Origin of the sequence: Nonomuraea sp. NPDC050691 (genome assembly GCF_040654455.1) — a bacterium.
Taxonomy (GTDB): Bacteria; Actinomycetota; Actinomycetes; order Streptosporangiales; family Streptosporangiaceae; genus Nonomuraea.
Genome location: NZ_JBFAIA010000003.1, coordinates 100,660 through 116,270, shown reverse-complemented (window position 1 = coordinate 116,270; position 15,611 = coordinate 100,660). Strand labels below are relative to the sequence as shown.

The following is a 15,611-nucleotide window of genomic DNA, read 5'->3' as shown; positions in this document are numbered from 1 at the left end:
GTGCGGTAGTCGGTCGCGCCGATGTCGGCGTCGAGGTGCGAAGTCGATCCGGACGATCGCGGTGTCGTCCTCGTAGCGGCCGGGGTCGAGGCGATGAACGAGGTCTGCATCGACGTCTCCGCCGAGCTGCCCAGGCGCTCATGACCGAGGTGTCGCCCGTCGCCTCCCTCCTTGGGAGCCTCTCCGTTGGGGTCGCGAGGTTGCCGATCAGCCCCGAACGCCGGGAGAACGGCTGTGCGGGCAAGCCGTCGATGTCACAGGCGGGGGTTGCTGTCTCGTCTCCGAGGTTCGGGCAATCCTCGATCAGAGAGTGGACGATGAATCTCGCGTTGTGGGTCGCTGCCGTACTGCTGGCCGCGGTAGCTGTGGCGGGCCGCATCAGCGAGACGCGGTGTGTCTCGACGACGCGGCGACTGCTACCGTCCTGGCCGTGAAGCGGAAGGCGACGGGCGTGTCGACCAGCCTCGGCAACGGGGCCGCCCCGGTCAGCGAGTGGCTGCCGTATCCAGCTGCGTGCGCGGGGGCGAAGCGTCCGGCGCACATCCCCGCGTGGCGTCGGGGCTTCGAGGGGGAGCCGGCATGACCAGGACCGAGGAGTTCCAGGAGCTGCGTCCGCTGCTGTTCTCGATCGCGTACCGGATCCTGGGCAGCGTGAGCGAGGCCGAGGACGCGGTCCAGGAGACCTGGCTGCGCTTCGAGGCGTTCGCGGCACCACCCAGGTCGGCCAAGGCCTTCCTCTCCGCCACGGTGACCCGGATCTCGATCGACGTACTGCGTTCGGCCCGCGTCCGGCGGGAGCAGTACGTCGGGCCGTGGTTCCCCGAGCCGCTGCTGGCCGACCCGTACGAGGATCCGGAGCGGGCGGCGGAGCTGGCCGACTCGGTGTCGATGGCGGCGCTGTTGCTGCTGGAGCGGCTCAGCTCGCTCGAGCGGGCGGTCTTCGTGCTGCGGGAGGTGTTCGACTTCGGCTTTCCCGAGGTCGCGTCGGCGGTGGGGCGCTCGGAGGCGGCGTGCCGCCAGCTCGCGGTGCGGGCGCGACGTCACATGGCCGCAGGCCGGCCCCGCTTCGAGGCGGACCGCAAAGAGCGGGAGGAACTGGCGTCCCGGTTCTTCGACGCCCTCCGCGAAGGTGACGTCCCCGCCTGCAGGAACTGCTCGCCGCCGACGTGTCGATGGCCGGCGACGGCGGCGGCAAGGCTCCGCAGCTGGCCAGGGCCGTCATCGGCGCCGAGAACGTGGCCCGGCTGCTCGCCTCCGTCTTTCCCCGGATGGCCAGGATCGACATCGCGTTCGAGCCGCACGAGGTCAACGGCCAGCCGGGCGCCATTTTCCGCGACCGGGACGGCAAGGTGCTCCACACCCTGGCGCTCGACATCCTCGACGGGCAGATCCAGGCGATCCGCGCGGTGATCAATCCCGACAAGCTCGGGCACCTGGGGCCAGTGGCGGACGCCTGGGCGATCGACCGCGAAGTGAGAGCCGCGCAGTAAGGAGTGCTTGGCCATCCCGGGGGATGGGGCGAGGACCTGGCGCACTCCTGAGGGTTGGTCGGCGAGCAACCTCGGCTCGACGTGCCCCCGGCCCCATCCTGACGCGCCCGGCTCGTTGTCAGCCAAGAGCTTGCCCCTGGCGGAGCAGACCCAGAAGGCGGACAGCCTGGTCGTGGGCGGCGTCAGCGTGCTCGAAGTCCATGAGCGCTCCTTGACATGATAGTTATGCGCATAATATTTATGCGCATAACTAATCTGTCTTCGAGCATCGAGGGAGCCGGGCATGACCGTGAAGGTCGCCGTCATCTACTACAGCGCGACAGGCTCTGTGCACGCACTGGCGCAGGCCGTCGCCGAGGGCGCAGCCTCGGCCGGGGCCGAAGTGCGGCTGCGGCGCGTCGCCGAGCTGGCCGCCGACAGCGCGATCGACCAGAACCCGCTGTGGCGGCGCCACGCCGACGCCGCCACGTCGATCGCCGAGGCCTCGGTCGAGGACCTGGCGTGGGCGGACGCGTTCGCGTTCGGGACGCCGACGCGGTTCGGCACGCCGGCCGCGCAGCTCAAGCAGTTCATCGACCAGGCCGGCGGGCTGTGGCAGGACGGGGGACTGGCCGACAAGCCGGTGACGGCCTTCACCTCGGCGTTCAACCGGCACGGCGGCAGCGAGGCCACGATCTTGTCGCTGGGCAACGTCTTCTACCACTGGGGGGCGCTGATCGTGCCGCCCGGATTCACCGATCCGGTCGTGTACGCCGCAGGCGGCAACCCCTACGGCACCTCGCTGGTGACCGGCCCGTCCGCCGGAGACGACCCTGCCGCCGCGGCGCTGGAGGCGGCCAGGTACCAGGGACGGCGGCTGGCCCGGATCACGATCCGGCTGCTGGGGGCCGGCCACGACACCGATGCCGCCGCGGGCGACCGGGACACCCGCGAGACCCCGGCCGGAACAACCTCCGCGACCGCGTGAGCAGCGGGCCGACAAGGAGCACGTCATGACAAGCATCAGCACCGCGACTCAGCAGGCCAGGCCGCACGCCGGCCCGGCCTGGATGGTTCTCGCGCTGGCGTGTGCCGGCCAGTTCATGGTGATTCTGGACGCGTCCATCGTCAACGTCGCCCTGCCCTCGATCCAGCGGGACCTCGGCTTCACCCCCACCGGTCTGGCCTGGGTGGTGAACGGCTACCTGCTCACCTTCGCCGGTTTCATGCTGCTGGGTGGCCGCGCCGCTGACCTGTTCGGCCGTCGCCGGATGTTGGTCGCCGGGCTGCTCCTGTTCTCCGTTTCGAGCCTGGCCGGCGGCCTGGCGACCGCTCCGGAGGTCCTGGTGGCGGCCCGGGTCGCGCAGGGCATGGGAGCCGCCATGCTGGCCCCGGCGACACTGGCCGTGATCAACACCGGCTTCACCGATCAACGCGCGCGTGCCCGGGCGTTCGGCGCGTGGTCCGCCTCGGGCGGCGTGGGCGGGATGGCCGGCGCGCTCGCGGGCGGCGCCATCACGACGGGCCTGTCGTGGCGGTGGGTCTTCCTGATCAACGTGCCGATCGGCGCGGCGCTGATCGCCGTGGCCATGATGGCGCTGGCCGGCACGCGAGACGGCCGCCGGGAACCGCTCGACCTCGCCGGCGCGGTCACGGGGACGGCGGGGCTGGCCGCGCTGATCTACGGGGTCATGCAGAGCGCCGATCACGGCTGGACGTCCGCGCCGGTCGTCGGGCCGGCCGGGGCGGGCCTGCTGCTGCTCGTCGTCTTCGCGGTGGTGCAGGCGCGTCTCGCCGCCCAGCCGATGATGCCCCTGCGGCTGTTCGGGATCCGGCGGGTGGCCGTCGGCAACGTCATGCTGCTGCTGTTCGGGGGGATCGCCATCGCGATGTGGTATTTCACGTCGCTGTTCCTGCAGAACGTCCTCGGCTACAGCGCGCTTCGAGCGGGGCTCGGGCAGACGCCCGCGGCGGTGGCGTTCGTGGTGATCGCGCGACTGGCCGCCGCCCTGCTGCCGCGCACCGGTGTGCGCGCCCTGGTGCTGGCCGGGTGCGGCGCTCTGCTGGCCGGTTTCGGGTGGCTCGCCCAGGCCCACGCCGGCAGCGGGTACGTCGCCGGCGTGCTCGGGCCCACGCTGCTCGTCGCGGCCGGCATCGGGCTGACCTTCCCCACCCTCATGGCCGTGGCGACCGCCGGCGCTCCCGAGGGCGACGCGGGCATCATCGGCGGCCTGGCCAACACCACCAGTCAGGTCGGCGGGTCGATCGGCCTGGCGGTGCTCGCGACGGCCGCCGGCGCGAGAGCCGCGGCGGAGGCCGGCGGGAGTTCCCCGGCCGCCGCGCTCGCCGCCGGTTATGACCTGGTCTTCCTCGTGGCTGCCGGGCTGGCCTTGGCCGTCGCGGCGGTCAGCCTGCTGCTGCCGCGGCACCGGCGCGGCTGAGCGCCGACGCCGCCATGCTCGACGTGGACGACCTCAGGAAGCACCTGTGAACAAGGCATCGGGACACTGCGATCCCTCGGGGTGTTCAGCGCCTCCACCAGGCGTGGATCGACCCTGGCCGGATAGGCGCGCGCCCGCCCGGCCGATGTCCTCCTCACGCAGGCCGCGCCGCCCGGACGGCGGCCCGCCGGCGAGGGGGTTTCCCTCACCGGCGGGCCGCCTCCCTCAGGGCCATCCCGGTGCAGGCGTCATCCGGCCCCCGGGGTCAGACTCCGAACGCCTCCGGGTAGCGGATGGTGCCGGACGGCACGGGCCGGCTGGGGTCGAGGACGAGCGCCATCATGTACTTGTCCTCGACGTCGAAGGGCGGCCGGATGGAGTGGCCGGAGGCCGGGGTGAAGCCGAAACGGGGGTAGTACTCGGCGTGGCCGAGCACGAGCACGAGGCTTTCGCCCTGCCGGCGGGCGGCGTCGAGGGCGGCGCGGATGGCCGCCGAACCGGCGCCGCTGCGCTGGTGCTCGGGTCGTACGGCGCACGGGCCCAGGGTGAGCGCCGCAGAGCCGTCGACGTGGCAGCGGGTGAGCAGTGCGAAGCCGGCGACGGCGCCGCCGGGCTCCTGCGCGACCCACGACAGGCCGGGGATCCACGCCTCGGGGTCGGCGCGCAGGGCCTCGACCAGGTCGGCCTCGTGGGAGGTGGGGAAGGCGGCGAGGTTGACCTGGCGGATCTGGGCGAGGTCGGCGGCGGTCTCGGCGCGGGTGATCCAGGACGTGCTCATGGGGATGTTCGGGTCCGTTTCTGTGCTGGCGTGGGGGTGGAGGGCGTGGCCGGTGTACCGGTACTCCGCGCCGTGCTCCTCGCGCATGGTGATCTCTTGGAGGGGGGCCTCGACGGGGTCGGTGACCGGGGCGTGCGGGGCGTCGGTCATGACTGCCGGTCCCTGAACCTGTAGGTCGCGCGCAGGTGGCCGGTGATGGCCTTTTGCCGGTTGGCGCGTTCGCCGCGCAGCCGGGCATCGGTGCGCGAGGCCGCCCACGCGTTCTCGCGTTGCAGCTTGCGGTAGCTGTTCAGGCGGCGCCGGGTCAGCTCGCCCGCCTGGATGGCGGCCTGGACCGCGCAGCCGGGCTCGGCGTCGTGGGCGCAGTCGCCGAACCGGCAGTCCCGGGCGAGGCGTTCGATCTCGGCGAAGACCTGTTCCAGGCTGTCGGCGGCGTCGTAGAGGCTGATGCCGCGCAGGCCCGGCGTGTCGATGAGGACACCGCCACCGGGAAGGGGGACCAGCTCGCGGCGGACGGTGGTGTGGCGGCCCTTGCCGTCCTGCGCGCGTACCTCGCCGGTGGCGAGAAGCTCGTCGCCGAGCAGCGCGTTGCCGAGGCTGGACTTGCCCGCGCCCGAGGAGCCGAGCAGGACTGTGGTGCCGCGCAGCAGCGCGGTCAGCACATCGATGTTCTGACCTGTGGCCACGCTGGTGACCAGGATGTCGACACCGGGCGCCAGCGTGCTCGCTTCGGTGTGCGCGGCGTCGGCGTCGGCGGCCAGGTCCGCCTTGGTCAGGACGATCAGCGGCCTGGCGCCGCTGTCCCAGGCCAGGGCCAGCAGCCGTTCCAGCTTGGCCGCGTCCAGAGGGGCGGCCAGGGAGACGGTGACGACGACGGTGTCGACGTTGGCGGCCAGCACCTGCCCGTGGGAGGACCGGGAGGCGGACGAGCGCACGATCGCGCTGCGGCGCGGCAGCAGGGCCACCAGCCTCGGTTCGCGGCCCGGGCGCAGCGCGGCCCAGTCGCCGGTGCAGGGGGCGAGGAGCGGGTCGGGGGAGTGGAGCGCCGTGAGGTCGGCCCGCACCGGGCCGGACTCGGTGACCGCGTCGCACAGGCCGCGGTCCACGCGCGCGATCCGGGCCGGGACCAGGCCGGCCTCGCGGTGTTTGGTGAAGGCGTTGTCGAGTGTTCCGGTCCATCCGTACGGGGACAGGCCGGCGCCGGACGGACCCGCGGAGTCGGACGGATCGGTGAAGTCGGATGGTTCCGTGAAGAAGTTGGGCAACGTGAGACACCTTGCGGGAAGGGGCCCCGACGAGACGCAGACGACACCCCGCCTCTCCAGCCGGACGGCTGGGGCGAGGGGAAGAAGTGGGTCAGACCGGGGCCCGGGACGTGAGGAATGTCCGGGCGCTGCGCAGGGCAGCGGTCTTCACCGCGGTCATCGAGCCTCACCTCCCTCTCATCCGGAAATCCAACACCAAACGATCAGCAGCTTAGCACTGCACGCGACCGTCGTCCGCGCTCACCTCTGGTTCGGCGGCGTCAGGACCCGTCATGACTCCCGAGGCATAACCGCATAGCAATATCGATCTTAGACAAGATAACTCACGGGCCATAGCGTTCACGTGTTGAGAACGAAGCGAGGAGGGATCTCCATGCTCACCGTGACCGCGCCCCGGACGACCCCCACAGGATGGATGCTGCGGGCCGTCGTCAGCGCGCACGCGGTGGCGATCGCCGGGCAACCGGTGTTCGCCGGGGTGTATCTGACCGGTGACTACGCCGGTCTGGGCTTGCACGCGGCCGGCGCCGACGTCGTCACCTCCATCGGCTACCTGCAGGCGATCGTCGCGATCGCGGTCTGGGTCCGGCTGCGCCAGATCGGGCCGTTCCTCGCCACGATGGCGGTGGTGGCGGCCGAGACCGTGCAGTACGTCGCCGGGCTGGACGGCGCGCTGTGGTTGCACCTCCCGCTGGGGGTGATGACCATCGTCGCGGTCGTGGTGCAGTTCATCGATGTGTGGCGGCGGCCTCTTCTACGCAAGGAGGCCGAGAGTGCGTGACAGCCGTGGCGTGACCAGGCGGCGGGCGCTCGGCATCGGCGGGGCGCTCGGGTTGACGGCGGCCACCGGGCTGTCGGCCGCGGCAACGCTGTCGCGCCGTCCGTCGGTCACCGGCGCCGAGCTGCGCAGCGCCGTGCCGCTGCCGCCGCCCTTCCAGGTGCCGCTGCCGATTCCCGCCGTGTTGAAGCCGGTCGGCACCTCGGGCGGCGCCGACCGTTACGAGATCACCCAGCGCGAGGCGAGCGCGGAGATCCTGCCAGGTGTGAAGACGCCGCTGTGGACGTACGAGGGCACCTTCCCGGGGCCGACGATCGAGTCGCGCCGCGGCCGGCCGATCACCGTGTCACACCGCAACACCCTGCCCGTGCCGACCGTGGTGCACCTGCACGGCGGGCGGACCCCGGCGGCTTCCGACGGCTACCCGACCGACCTCGTCCTGCCCGACGACTGGCCGGACGTCACCTCCGGCATGGAGCACGGCGCCCACGGCTCAGGCCACGGCTCGGGGCACGGCTCAGGGCATGACATGCGTGATCCGCGGGCGGTGGTGAGCAGGTCGACGCGGGACTACACCTTCCCGCTGGACCAGCGGCCGACGCTGCTGTGGTACCACGACCACCGGATGGACTTCACCGCCCCCGCGATCTGGCGGGGCCTGGCCGGACTGCACATCGTGCGCGACGACGCCGAGGACGCACTCGGCCTGCCCGCGGGGCGGCGCGAACTGCCCCTCATGATCGCCGACCGGGCGTTCGCCGCCGACGGCGGCCTGGACTACCCCGCCCTCGACCCCGCCCTGCGCGAACGGCCGGGCGTGCGCGAGCCCTATCTGGCCGGTGTCCTCGGTGACGTGATCCTGGTCAACGGCGCCCCGTGGCCCGTGCACGAGGTCGACGCGGCCCGCTACCGGCTGCGCATCCTGAACGCCTCCAACGCCCGGCACTACGAACTCGAAGCGGTCGGCGACGACGGACGCCGGCTCGCTCTCGTCCAGATCGGCGCCGACCAGGGACTGCTCGCCGCCCCGGTCACCCACCGGCTTCTCCCGGTCGCGCCGGCCGAACGTTATGACGTGATCATCGACTTCTCCGGCGTGCCGGTCGGCAGCCTCGTCAAAGTCGTCAACCGGCTGGGTTCCGGACGTACCGGCGAGGTGATGGCCTTCCGGGTCGCGCGCAAGGCCGCCGACGACAGCCGCGTCCCACCTGCCCTGTCCACCGACCTGCCGGCCTGGCGGCGGTCGGAGGCCGTCAGGGTGCGCGAGTTCTCCTTCCGCGCCGGACGCATGCACGGCGACCACGGATGGCTGATCGGCGGGCTGCCGTTCGACCCCGCCCGCTCCGACGTCACCACCCGGCTCGGCGATGTCGAGGTGTGGCGGATGGTCGCCGACGTCCACCATCCCGTCCACCTGCACCTGGTCGGCTTCCGGGTGCTCTCACGCAGCGGCCGGCCGCCGCTGCCGCACGACGCCGGCCTCAAGGACACCGTCTCCCTGCGACCGGCCGAATCGGTGGAGATCATCACCCGTTTCGACGGCTACCGCGGCCGCTATCTCTTCCACTGCCACAACGCCGAACACGAGGACATGGGCATGATGGCCAACCTCGAGGTCATCTGACGGCGAGCCCGGCGGCGACCCCACGCCGAGGGCCGTCGCCGCCCTGCTCACCGCCGCCCGGGGAGCAGGCCGTGGGCGCTCGCCAGGAGCTCGAGGGAACGGAGCCAGGCCTTCCTGTCGGGAGCCGCGGAGACGACGATCAGCTCGTCCGCCTGGGCCTGCCCGGCGAAACGGTCGAGGTACTCCTCCACCTGCGCGGGGTCGCCGACGGCGGAGTAGGTGGTCATCTGCTCGATCTGCCGGCCGGCGGGGGACTGGAGGACGGCGTCGGCCTCCTCCGGCGAGAGGGTGCGGCCGGGCGTGAGGAACCGGCCGACCCTGAGGCGCTTGGCCGCCAGGAACTGCTCCTGGGCCTCCTCCGTCGTGTCGGCCGCGATGACGTTGACCCCGGCGATGACGTACGGCCGCTCGAGCTGCGCGGACGGCTTGAACTCGCGCCGGTACACGGCGACGGCCTCCTCCAGGGCGCTCGGCGCGAAGTGGGAGGCGAAGGCGTACGGGAGCCCGAGCGCGGCGGCGAGGGTGGCCCCGAACAGCGAGGAGCCGAGGATGTACAGCGGCACGTCGGTGCCCTTGCCCGGCGTCGCGTCGACGCCCGGGATGCGGGAGTGGCCCGTCAGGTAGCCCTGCAGCTCCAGGACGTCCTCCGGGAAGGCGTCGGCGGACGACGGGGTGCGGCGCAGGGCCCGCATGGTCTTCTGGTCGCTGCCGGGAGCCCGGCCGAGGCCGAGGTCGATGCGTCCGGGGTGCAGGGTTTCGAGGGTTCCGTACTGCTCCGCGATGGTCAGCGGGGCGTGGTTGGGCAGCATGACACCGCCCGCTCCGAGGCGGATCGTCCGGGTGTGCGCGGCGACGTGGGCGATGAGGACGCTGGTCGCCGAGGACGCGATGGACGGCATGTTGTGGTGCTCGGCGTACCAGACGCGCCGGTAGCCCCACTCCTCGGCGCGCTGGGCCAGTTCCACGCTGGCGGCCAGGCTGTCGCCCGCCGTCTCGCCCTCACCGATGTGGGCGAGGTCGAGGATGGAGAGGGGGAGAGCCATGGGGGACAAGCCTTTCGTCGGTGCGGTGCGTCGCAGGCTGTGCAACCATGACGGCCGCGCGGATATTTCGCGCGGCCGCCGTCAGCCCAGGTCGGCGAGGAGCCGGCTGCTCCGGCCGGCCCAGTGGTCCAGCCGGTGGCGCAGGTGCGCCTCGTGCGCCTGCCGGGCGTGGGCACGCGCCGGCTCCGCCTCGCCCATGGCTCGGGCCAGCTCCGCCAGGACCAGGTGCATGGAGCCCCAGCCCGCCGCCCCCATGCCGCTGACGACCAGCCGCCCCGCGTACGGCGCGAGCCTGGCGTACAGGTCCGCCGGTTCGGGGACGCCCAGGCGGGCGGCCACGTACCCCCACACGACGGTCAGGAACTCCGTGGACCAGTCGTGGCGGATCTCGGTCCCCCAGCGGGCCACCAGCTCACGCGCCAGAACGCGATCGCCCGCCTCCAGCGCGGCCAGCACCGCCACAGGCCGCAACGGCACCATGTCCGGATGGCCCGCCCTCGACACCAGCTCGCCGAGCATCTCGCCGGTCCTTCCCTGCGCCCAGCGGCAGGAGAACAGGGTGATCAGGCCCGGATAGTCGAGCCCCCACATCCTGGCCCCGTCCAGCAGCGCCGTGAACTGCCCGGCGAGCCGTTCGGCCTGCTCCCACCGGCCCTGCAGGGTGCGGGCGGCGGCCTCGGCGATGCGCACCATCGCCTCCAGCTCGGGGCGGCGCACCTCGACCAGCAGGCGTTCGCAGCGCGCGAGGTCTCGCTCCCACTCGGCCAGCTCGCCGTCCCTCAGCAGGTGCGCCATCCGGAACACGCGGGCCACGACCTCCGCGCCGGCCGGCAGGCCGGGCACGGCGAGCATCTCCTCGGCGGCGCTCCTGCGCTCCCGCTCCCGCTCGGGCACCCAGGAGGCGATCACATAGTTGTTCAGCACACGCGTCAGCAGGGCGGGGTCCCCGACCCGGCGGGCGATGCCGACGGCCTCGGCGGCCAGCCGCTCGCCCTCGCCCCGCCGCGTGCCCGTGTAGTACAGCTCGACTCCGAGCGTGCCGAGCAGGGCGGCCCGGTCACGCTCGTCGAGCGGCTCGTCCAGGAGGCCTTCCAGCAGCGCCACCATGCGCTCGTCTGACTCCCCGTAGGCGCGCCAGTTCCACACCGCGACCTCGCCGAAGACGACGATCGCCGAGACCAGCGCCCCCTTGTCGCCGAGGCCGGCGGCGATCCGGATCGCCTCGTCCAGCGCCGCCAGCGCCCCCTCCACGTCGCCCACGGCCCGCAGCGCCCGCCCGAGTCCGATGAGCAGCTCATGGCGGCGGCGCAGGTCCGCCGCGTCCAGCGCGTCGAGCGCCCTGCGCCAGAAGCCGACCGCCTCGTCGTAGGCGTGCTGGTCGGCCGACCGGCGCGCGGCCCTGACCGCGTGCTGGACCGCCTTGACCGCCCCTCCCACCCGGGAGGCCGCGCCGAAGTGGTGGGCCAGCACCGACGCCTCCACGCCGGGAAACGACTCCAGCGCCTCCCCGGCCCGCAGGTGCAGCCGGGTCCTGCCCAGCCTGCCCAGCTCGGCGTACAGGGCGTCCCGCACCAGGGCGTGGGAGAAGCGGTAGTCGAACCCGCCGGGCAGCTCGATCAGCAGCCCGCTCGCCACAGCCGGTTCGAGCAGCGACATGACCTCTTCGGGCGGCAGGGCGCCCACCGCCGCCAGCACGTCGAAGCTCACCTCACGGCCGAGGACGGCGGCGCAGCGCAGCAGGTCCTGGGTCGGCTCGGGCAGGCGCGCGACCCGGCGTCCGATGACCTCGCGCACTCCGGCCGGGACGCCCAGCGACGCGCTGTCCAGCCGGTGCTCGCTGTCCAGCCGGTGCTCGCTGTCCAGCAGGCGAAGCAGCTCGTTCAGGAAGAACGGGTTGCCGCCGGTCCTGTCGTGCAGCACTTCAGCGAGCGCGGGCTCGGTGAGGTCGCGGCGGGCGAGGTAGGCCGAGACCTCCTCCCGGGTGAAGGGCGCCGGCTCCAGGCGCTCGGCGCCGGGTTCCCTGATCAGCCGGCCGAGGGTGTCGCGCAGCTGCTCGGGCTCGCCTCCCGGCTGGGGCCGCAGCGTCGCCAGGATCAGTACGGGAAAGCGGTGCAGGTGAGCGGCCAGGAAGGACAGCAGCCGCAGCGAAGAGGCGTCGGCCCAGTGCAGGTCGTCCAGCACGACCAGCCGGGGCTCACCGGATGCCGTCAGCTCCTGCAGGACCCGCTCGTGCAGCCCGAACAGCGCCGTGTCGGGATCGCCGCCCGTCTCCGCCTCGCCGCTCAGCAGGCGCAGCGCGCCGGCGGTGTCCTCGCCGAAGGCGCCCAGCACCTGCAGCCACGGCCAGAACGCGGGCGCTCCGGTGTCCTCGGCGCAACGACCCCACGCGGTGGCCAGCCCACGAGCCTCGGCCTGGTCGGCGGCGGCCTGGGCGAGGCGGGTCTTGCCGATGCCCGCCTCGCCCGTCACCAGCAGGACCCCGCCCCGGCCCCGCCGGGTCCCCTCCAGCCGCTCGGCGATGAGGCGCAGCATCGCGTCCCGGGCGATGAGGCCGTCGGTCGTCTGCGGCGATGAGGCGGCCGGCTCCCGCACCTCCACGCGGGCCGGCCGGGGTACGGCCGCGGCCAGCTCGGGGGACTGGGTGAACACAGCCTGCTCCAGCGCGCGCAGTTCCTCACCGGGTTCGAGGCCGAGCTCGTCGGCGAGCAGGGTCCGGACCCTGCGCAGCGCCCCGAGCGCGTCGGCCTGGCGCCCGGCGCGGTAGAGGGCGAGCACCAGAAGCCTCCACAGCCGTTCGCGGAAGGGCTGCGCCTCCACCAGCCGCTCCAGGTCCGGGACGCACGCCCCGCCCTCGCCGAGCGCGAGCCGCGCCTCGAACCGGTCCTCCATCGCCGTGTCGCGCAGCTCGCCCAGGCGCGCCGCGACCGGCTGGGCGAACCCGTAGCCGGCGAACTCGGCGAGCGGCTCGCCGCGCCAGGCGGCCAGAGCCCGGTCGAGATGGCGCAGCGCCAGGGCGTGCTCACCGAGGCCGAGCGCCCGGCTGCCGTCCTCGGCCCCCGCGCTGAACCGGACGAGATCCACCTGCCCGGGCGCCACCGACAGCAGGTAGCCGGGCTCGCGGGTCACGAGCACCGCCGGCGGCGTGCGGGGCGGCCGGTCCGGTTCCAGCGCCTTGCGCAGCTTGGCGATGTAGACCTGGAGCGATCCCATGGCGCTGGAGGGCGGCTCGCCCGACCACAGTTCGTCGATCATCCGCTCCAGGGACACGATCCGGCCCGGGTCGAGCGCCAGCATCGCGAGCACGGCACGCTGTTTGGGAGTGCCGAGCTCGACGGGCCGCCCGTGCGCGTCGAGGACCTCCAGCGGGCCGAACAGGCGAAAGTCCATGGCTCCTCATCGCTGACGTTTTCCGGCGCACCAGCGTATGGGGACGCTCACCCGACAGGAAACGAGTCGCCTGTCCGGAATGGGCAGGTCGCCGGCGCCGTACGCGAGGCCGGAGGTTTCCTCATCCTGGACTGACGGCCCGGCCTTCTATCCTGCCTGCCATGCGGATGATCGCGCTCGCTGCGGCCATGACCCTCGCGGTGACCACAGCCGCCTGCTCCGCCGGGCCTCCGGCGCCGGCCACCTCCGCGCCGGCCACCTCTGCGCCGGCGCCTTCGGGGACTCCCGCGGCGCGCGGAGCGTGCCGCGCGGGCTGCGACACCACCAAGGCCCGCGACTACAACGGCGACGGCTACGCCGATCTGGCCATCGGCGCTCCCGGGCAGCGCTTCGACGAGGGAGAGCCCCCGGCCTCCGGATACGTCGTCGTCTCCTACGGCGGAGCCGACGGCCCCGGCCCCACGGGCCGGACGTTGCTCCAGCCCGGCCGGGGCGGCCTGCCGGGGCGCTCCACCAAGGGGGACGACTTCGGCGCGTCGTCCGCCAGTGGCGACTTCGACGGCGACGGATACGCCGATCTCGCCGTCGGCGCGACCTCCGATCTCGGCGACTCGCCCGCCGCCGTGACGATCGTCTTCGGCGGCCGGCAAGGGCTGTCCGGCCGGTCGGCGGTTCTGCTCAGGCCCGGGGACGCGACGTTCGGGCAGTTGCTGGCGGCGGGCGACTTCAACGGGGACGGCTACCAGGACCTGGGGGTGGCGACGGAAGGGGCGGTATGGGTGGTCTACGGGGACGGCCGGATACGGCGGCAGGCACCGCGGCCCCGGATGGTCAGGAGATCCAGCGTCATCAACGCGCTGGCCTCGGGCGACGTCACCGGTGACGGGCTCGACGACCTCGTGGTCGCCTTCTCCGACCACGACCCGGCCGACGAGGGCGCCGGAGCCGTCTACCGGGGTTCGTCCGGCGGGCTGAAGGACGTGGCCGGTCACACGTTCGACGCATGGGGGGTGCAGGCGCTCGCCGTCGGCGATGTCGACGGGGACGGCTTCGGCGACGTGATCGCGGGCAACAGCTACGCCGACGCCAACGATCCCGGAGGCCAGGTCTTCCTCCACCGGGGCTCGTCGGCGGGAGCGGCGGCCGAGGGCGTGCTGATCTCCCAGAACTCTCCCGGCGTGCCGGAGGACTCCGCGGAGGGCGACGGGTTCGGCGGCGATCTGGCCGTCGGCGACGTCAACCGCGACGGGTACGCGGACGTGGCGGTCGGCGCATCGGGCAAGTTCGCGCGCCAGGGCGCGGTCTTCCTGCTGTACGGAGGGAAGGGCCGGCTGCCGGGCGCCGGAGCCCGGGTGCTCAAGCCGGGTGACGCGCGCCTCGAGCAGGACGTTCAGTTGTTCGGGGCCTCGCTGCAGTTGTCCGACTTCGACAACGACGGGGCAGCCGATCTGGCGGTCACGATCCCGACCGAGCCGGTGGTGGCCGTGCTGGCAGGCTTGTCCGAGGGCGCGCGTGCGGCCGAGCCGACACTCATCGGCCCCGAACGGGTGGCCACGCCCGGCAAGGACTCCGCTTTCGGCCGTTCCCTGAACTGAAGGGCCCGACACGGATCACCCGCGACCGGCGCCCGCGGGGCTCGGCCTGGCCGGCAGTCATCCCGCCTTGATCGGTACCGCCAGGACGACTAGCCTGATCGCCGTGCCGCCGGATGGCGGGGCCGAGGCGATCGCGTCACGCGGGAAGAGGCCCGACCACGACGAGCTGTTCGATACGCCGCCATGGAGTTTGGGACCGATTGACGATGAGCGCGGAAGAGGACTTCCAGCAGGTCGGCGCCGAGCTGTCCGACCTGGGTGTGCAGATCTCCAGGATGATGGGCAGTCCCGCGCTCAAAGATCAGGCGGGGAAGGTGTTCGCCAGCCTGCAGCGTGACGGCGCGATGGTGTTCCGGCTGGTCAGGGACACCCCCGAACACACGGCCGCGCTCCAGCTGGCCGGGGCGTCCCTGTTCGACCCCTCGGGGCAGGGCAGGGTGGTGAAGGACTGGGTGGTCGTGCCCCACTCCTGGGCCGAGAAATGGACGGATCTGGCCGAGGCCGCCCTCAGCCGCCCCCGCTGATCAGCAGGCCACCTCACCGGTGCGGCGGCCGATGCCCGAGTCGGCCACCGACCGGCCGGGAGGTCAGCTGAGGCCGAGGCTCGCCGGCAGCAGGGCGCGGATCGCGGCCTGTACGGCGTCGAGGTCCACCGCCTCGGGGGCGACCCGCCACTGGGCGTGGACGCCGATGACGGCCCCCACCAGCAGGACCGTGAACGCCTCCGCAGTGATGCCCGAAGGCAGCGCCTGCACCGGTAGCCGGGCCCGCACCGCCTGCCGCAGTGCCGTGTGCAGCCGCGCGTAGTGCTCGCGGATCGGCGAGTCGACCTCCACCGCCTCGGCGAGCAGCGTGATGAACAGGCGCGTGACAGGCAGGCGGATGAAGCCCATGGCCTGGTCGAGCGGGTCGCCGGGGCGCTGCCCGGCGGGCTGGGCGGGTTCGGCGACGCTGGTGAGCACGGCGCGCAGCTGCTCGTCGAGCACCGCTTCCAGCAGGCCCAGCTTGTTGCCGAAGTGCCAGGGGATGGAGCCGCGGCTGATGCCGGCCCTGTCGGCGATGTCGATGAAGCTCGTCTGCCGGTACCCCTTCTCGGCGAAGAGCTCGGCGGCGGCCGTCACCAGCAGCCGCCGGCTCTCCTCGGTCCTCTGGATACGTCGCGTGGCCATGCGGACCATCAAACCAGGTATGCCGGACGACAGAGCCAATGTCGACAGGTATAGCCTATGTC

12 protein-coding genes are annotated in these 15,611 nt (G+C 72.9%); 7 read left to right on the top strand and 5 right to left on the bottom strand.

Annotated features, from left to right (window positions below; all coding sequences use genetic code 11):
• Positions 1 to 579: 579 nt before the first annotated feature.
• The 3 genes from AB0H81_RS02380 (at position 580) to AB0H81_RS02370 (ending at position 3,910) form a co-directional block, all read left to right on the top strand.
• Positions 580 to 1,410 carry a sigma-70 family RNA polymerase sigma factor gene (locus tag AB0H81_RS02380; RefSeq protein ID WP_358368060.1) on the top strand — a complete coding sequence of 277 codons (831 nt, stop codon included), beginning with the start codon at positions 580 to 582 and terminating at the stop codon, positions 1,408 to 1,410.
• A gap of 363 nt (positions 1,411 to 1,773) precedes the next feature.
• The gene (gene wrbA, locus AB0H81_RS02375) at positions 1,774 to 2,457 is read left to right on the top strand and encodes an NAD(P)H:quinone oxidoreductase (protein ID WP_358368057.1); all 684 of its coding nucleotides are present in this window, start codon (positions 1,774 to 1,776) and stop codon (positions 2,455 to 2,457) included.
• Positions 2,458 to 2,482: 25 nt separating this feature from the next.
• Positions 2,483 to 3,910 carry an MFS transporter gene (locus AB0H81_RS02370; protein WP_358368055.1) on the top strand — a complete coding sequence of 476 codons (1,428 nt, stop codon included), beginning with the start codon at positions 2,483 to 2,485 and terminating at the stop codon, positions 3,908 to 3,910.
• A 265-nt stretch (positions 3,911 to 4,175) separates the two neighbouring features.
• Here AB0H81_RS02370 and AB0H81_RS02365 read toward each other — a convergent pair whose 3' ends face one another.
• The gene (locus tag AB0H81_RS02365) at positions 4,176 to 4,688 is read right to left on the bottom strand and encodes an N-acetyltransferase (protein ID WP_358368159.1); all 513 of its coding nucleotides are present in this window, start codon (positions 4,686 to 4,688) and stop codon (positions 4,176 to 4,178) included.
• 146 nt (positions 4,689 to 4,834) lie between these two features.
• Positions 4,835 to 5,953 carry a ribosome small subunit-dependent GTPase A gene (gene rsgA / locus AB0H81_RS02360; RefSeq protein ID WP_358368052.1) on the bottom strand — a complete coding sequence of 373 codons (1,119 nt, stop codon included), beginning with the start codon at positions 5,951 to 5,953 and terminating at the stop codon, positions 4,835 to 4,837.
• 373 nt (positions 5,954 to 6,326) lie between these two features.
• On the opposite strand from rsgA, the gene AB0H81_RS02355 reads away from it, so the two are divergent.
• On the top strand, positions 6,327 to 6,734 hold the full coding sequence (locus AB0H81_RS02355) for a hypothetical protein (RefSeq protein ID WP_358368049.1): 408 nt from the start codon (positions 6,327 to 6,329) through the stop codon (positions 6,732 to 6,734).
• Positions 6,727 to 8,355, top strand: a complete 1,629-nt coding sequence (locus AB0H81_RS02350; RefSeq protein ID WP_358368046.1) for a multicopper oxidase domain-containing protein — start codon at positions 6,727 to 6,729, stop codon at positions 8,353 to 8,355. The genes AB0H81_RS02355 and AB0H81_RS02350 overlap by 8 nt, the downstream gene beginning before the upstream one ends.
• Before the next feature lie 47 nt (positions 8,356 to 8,402).
• Here AB0H81_RS02350 and AB0H81_RS02345 read toward each other — a convergent pair whose 3' ends face one another.
• Positions 8,403 to 9,398 (bottom strand): LLM class flavin-dependent oxidoreductase, encoded by a 996-nt coding sequence (locus AB0H81_RS02345; RefSeq protein ID WP_358368043.1) that lies wholly within the window; start codon positions 9,396 to 9,398, stop codon positions 8,403 to 8,405.
• Between the two features lie 81 nt (positions 9,399 to 9,479).
• Positions 9,480 to 12,785: a BTAD domain-containing putative transcriptional regulator gene (locus tag AB0H81_RS02340; RefSeq protein WP_358368040.1), complete on the bottom strand. Its 3,306-nt coding sequence runs from the start codon at positions 12,783 to 12,785 to the stop codon at positions 9,480 to 9,482.
• Between the two features lie 161 nt (positions 12,786 to 12,946).
• Here AB0H81_RS02340 and AB0H81_RS02335 point away from each other — a divergent pair, with 161 nt between their 5' ends.
• Positions 12,947 to 14,380, top strand: a complete 1,434-nt coding sequence (locus AB0H81_RS02335) for an FG-GAP-like repeat-containing protein (RefSeq protein WP_358368037.1) — start codon at positions 12,947 to 12,949, stop codon at positions 14,378 to 14,380.
• 206 nt (positions 14,381 to 14,586) lie between these two features.
• Entirely contained in the window at positions 14,587 to 14,904 is a 318-nt protein-coding gene (locus AB0H81_RS02330) for a hypothetical protein (RefSeq protein WP_358368035.1), read from the top strand.
• A gap of 63 nt (positions 14,905 to 14,967) precedes the next feature.
• On the opposite strand, the gene AB0H81_RS02325 is transcribed toward AB0H81_RS02330, so the two are convergent.
• Positions 14,968 to 15,549, bottom strand: a complete 582-nt coding sequence (locus AB0H81_RS02325) for a TetR family transcriptional regulator (protein ID WP_358368033.1) — start codon at positions 15,547 to 15,549, stop codon at positions 14,968 to 14,970.
• Between the last annotated feature and the right edge of the window lie 62 nt (positions 15,550 to 15,611).